Origin of the sequence: Micromonospora phytophila, from assembly GCF_023656545.1 — a bacterium.
Classification (GTDB): Bacteria; Actinomycetota; Actinomycetes; order Mycobacteriales; family Micromonosporaceae; genus Micromonospora; species Micromonospora phytophila.
Window position 1 is genome coordinate 1 of sequence record NZ_JAMOKF010000468.1, and the last position, 3388, is coordinate 3388.

A 3388-nucleotide genomic window follows, 5' to 3' on the forward strand; every position below is an offset into this window, starting at 1 on the left:
GCGGAGCGCAGCCTGTCGGCCCAGTCGCGGGCGCGCGGCCCGATCGCCGCGACGGCGGCCAGGGCGAGCAGCTCGGGCGCGAACCCGGGATGTTCCAGCAGGCGCGCGGTGAGCGCCCGAAGCTCCGATTCCGGCGTACGCGCCGGCGCGGCGTCCTCGCCGGTGCCGGTGGTGCTCTCGCTCAGTGCCGCCGTCTCCCCGGGCGCGACCGGCGCGGTCACCAGGGTGGCCTTGGCGGGCTCCTGCGGGGCGTTGACCTTCCGGGCGCCGGGCTTCTCCTGGGTGGGGGCCATGGTGGTGGCCTTCTCCCGAGTGGGGACCTTCGTGGTGCTGGCCTTCTCCCGGATGAGGGCCGTCTGGGTGATGGCCTCCGGTTCGGTGGTCTCCGCCGGGGTGGTTGCCTTCCGGGCGGTCTTCCGGCCGGTGGCTTTGGCGGTGGGGGTGTCGCTGGGTGGGGGCTCGGCAACGGCGGCCGTCGGTGCGGTGGTTTCCGCCGGGGTGGTGGCCTTTCGGGCGGTCTTCCGGCCGGCGGCCTTGGTGCCGGGCGTGGCGCTGGGCGGAGACTCGGGGGTGGTGGTGGCCTTGCGGGTGGTGACCGCCTTCCTGACCAGGGCGGCCTTCCCTTCGGGGGAGGGGCCGAGCCCTGCGGGCGGGGAAACGGTCACTTTCGGCTCTTCGGCGTCGCCGGGCTTCGTCGCCGCTGCCGGCGTGCCGGCCCGCCTGGCCGGGGTCGCCTTCCTCGGAGGGGTCGTGCTCCTGGGAGGGGCCGCCTTCTTCGCGGGGGTGACCCCGCTCGCCGGGGTGGCCCTCTCCGGAGCGCCGTCGGTGCTAGTCGGCGCCGTCGGACTCGGAGTGGCCGTCGGCTCCGCCTCGCCGCCCCGGCCCTCGCCGGCCGTCGCGGCCGGTGCTTGTTCCTCCGACGTACCCCGGCCTTCCTCCGGCGTGCCCGGTACGCGGGGCGCCGGGCCCTTCCCCGCCGGCCGGGCGGCGCTGACCGCGCCCGCACCGCTGGGCTGGGGCGGAACGGTTGACCGCTCCCCAGCCTGTGCGGTGTGCGGCAGGTCACCCGAAGTGACGCCGGCTGCCCGGATGGCCCCCTTCCGCGGGTTCGGGGCGGCCTGCCAGGGCACCTGGGGGTCCGGTTCGGGCGGTTGAAAGAGCACCGTTGGGGCGGGCTTCAACCGCCGTGGCCGTTCTGCCGGATCCTCCGCCTCCCGCGGCGGCTCCGGCGGGGCGGGAGGCGGGGTGAAGGTCGCCTTCGGAGAGCGACGACGCGCTCCGTCAGCAGGCTCTCGGCGGGTCGGCTCGCTCGGCGGCTGCTCCTGCATATCGATGGAGCGTAGTCGCGATCACGCGTGCGCACAGCCGGGAAACGCGAGGTCGCCACGCCCGGGCGGGAGGGGTCGGGAAGTCGTTTTGCTCCCGGTGGGTGGGGACCTGTATCCTCGGGCGCGGTGGTCTGCGGGCCACCAGGGAGACTTCGCCTAGTCTGGTCTATGGCGCCGCACTGCTAATGCGGTTGGGGTCTTAAAGCCCCTCCCGGGTTCGAATCCCGGAGTCTCCGCGCGGAAGCCGGGTGTGTAGACTGGCTGAGCACCGAGCGCCCGTAGCTCAATGGATAGAGCATCTGACTACGGATCAGAAGGTTAGGGGTTCGAGTCCCTTCGGGCGCACAGCGGTTGAGCAGGGAAAACGTCCCTCAGGTGATCGATAGCGATCGACTGGAGGGGCGTTTTTCGTGCATCCACGAATGCACGACGAGCCGCTGACCTCGCTTGATCGCAACGGAGAGTCGCCGAGGGCGACTTCTGGCGATGGTTGACCTGCCCGGGCGGCCGGGCTCGGCCGTGGGCGCGATGGCTGCCGGATAGCGGAGCTACTCGTCTCCGGATCTCGTGGGCACCGCCCGGCAGCGGCAGCACGCGTTCACTCCTGCCGTGCCGTTGGCCGTCGGAGTTTCTACGCCGCCGGGCGGATCCGCAGGATCCTGCAGCAAGATCCCTGGGCCGAAGGCGCAAGGAGCGGTCGTGGAATCTACGCGGCGCCGGTTCGCAAGGTTGTTTGCTTTCGCCGTGCTACCGCCCCGCAACGGCGCGGTCCCACTGCATGAGATGGGCAGCGGCGAGAACTATGTCGGGTACCACGTTGCGACCTTCCTGGCGTTGCATGAGTGGTTCGCGACGGAGGACCGGCCGGTACCCAGGATCCTGATCATGGACCAGCCGTCGCAAGTCTGGTTTCCCTCCGACTACGCCGGCGACGGTTCGCACGTGCTGCCCGATGACGATCGGGAGGCGCTCGTCCGCACCTATCAAGTGGTCATGGAGACCATCGCGCGTCCCGAAGTAGACCTCCAAGTCATCGTCATGGAGCATGCCGATCTTGAGGAGCAATGGTTCAGCGACGCGGTCAGGTATCGATGGCGCGCTGATGGCGAGGCGCTGATACCCGCGGACTGGATTGAGGAGGACTAGCTGTACTGACCGGGGACGTTGGTCAATCGCGTGAAGGGCGGCTGGTTCGCGCAGGCGGTGTGTGCGGTCGGTGGTGGTTGTAGTGATGCAGCCACGCCTCAAGCGTCGCGACGCTCGGACTCTGAGGTGTAGTAGCGGGCGTAGGCCCAGCCGTCGGCCATGGTGCGGTGGAAGCGCTCGATCTTGCCGTTCGTCTGCGGCCGGTAGGGCCGTGTCCGCTTGGGTTTGATGGCGAGGGCCTCGCACGTGTCCCGCCACACGTGTGAGCGATAGGCGGACCCGTTGTCCGAGATGACGCGCTCGACGGTGACACCTCGGTCGGCGAACCACTGGACCGCGCGGTGCAGGACTCCGGCGGCGGTGGCAGCGGTCTCGTCGTCGTGGAACTCGGCGTAGGCGACGCGGGAGTGGTCGTCGATGACGGTGTGGATGAAGGCGTAGCCCATCTTCGGGCCGTGCCACTTGTTCTTCGGCTTCCCGGGCGTCGCTGCCCGGTTCTTGTCGCCCTGGGGGCGGCCGACGTAGCGCTACGTAGCCGCCGCCGTCGGGGATGTTCCCGAGCTTCTTCACGTCCACGTGGAGCAGCGAGCCGGGATGGGGGTGCTCGTAGCGGCGGATCGGCTCACCGGTCGCGCGGTCAACGTGCGACAGCCGGTTCAAGCGCGCCGCGGTGAGGATGCGGTGCACCGTCGACGGCGCGATACCGAGCCGGGCCGCGAGCTGAATGGGCCCTTCCCGCAGCCGGATTCGTAGGCTGAGGCATCGCTTCGTCGTCGCCCGGTCCGTCTTAGAGCCTGGTAAATAAGGGTTTCAGGTGTGCTGGTGGCGGGCGAGGCGGCGGGTCATGACGATGATCATGGCCCATTGGACCATCGCGGCGTGGTGGTCGGGTAGCCGTTCGTAGTCTCGGACCG

Annotated in this window: 2 protein-coding genes, 2 tRNA genes and 2 pseudogenes; 3 read left to right on the plus strand and 3 right to left on the minus strand. The window is 70.2% G+C overall.

Annotated elements, in window-relative coordinates:
• A pseudogene (locus tag NCC78_RS29715) lies at positions 1 to 665 on the minus strand (hypothetical protein); the annotation flags it as partial.
• Between the two features lie 808 nt (positions 666 to 1473).
• Here NCC78_RS29715 and NCC78_RS29720 point away from each other — a divergent pair.
• The 3 genes from NCC78_RS29720 to NCC78_RS29730 all read left to right on the plus strand — a co-directional run bounded on the left by NCC78_RS29720 (position 1474) and on the right by NCC78_RS29730 (position 2474).
• Positions 1474 to 1564: transfer RNA gene (locus NCC78_RS29720), tRNA-Ser, on the plus strand.
• A gap of 36 nt (positions 1565 to 1600) precedes the next feature.
• Positions 1601 to 1673, plus strand: a tRNA-Arg gene (locus NCC78_RS29725).
• Between the two features lie 354 nt (positions 1674 to 2027).
• Positions 2028 to 2474, plus strand: a complete 447-nt coding sequence (locus NCC78_RS29730) for a DUF3732 domain-containing protein (protein ID WP_250798685.1) — start codon at positions 2028 to 2030, stop codon at positions 2472 to 2474.
• A 98-nt stretch (positions 2475 to 2572) separates the two neighbouring features.
• Here NCC78_RS29730 and NCC78_RS32795 read toward each other — a convergent pair whose 3' ends face one another.
• Positions 2573 to 2656 (minus strand): hypothetical protein, encoded by an 84-nt coding sequence (locus tag NCC78_RS32795; protein ID WP_504921271.1) that lies wholly within the window; start codon positions 2654 to 2656, stop codon positions 2573 to 2575.
• A pseudogene (locus NCC78_RS29735) lies at positions 2640 to 3227 on the minus strand (DDE-type integrase/transposase/recombinase); the annotation flags it as partial. The gene NCC78_RS32795 and the pseudogene NCC78_RS29735, both read right to left, overlap by 17 nt.
• Positions 3228 to 3388 lie beyond the last annotated feature (161 nt).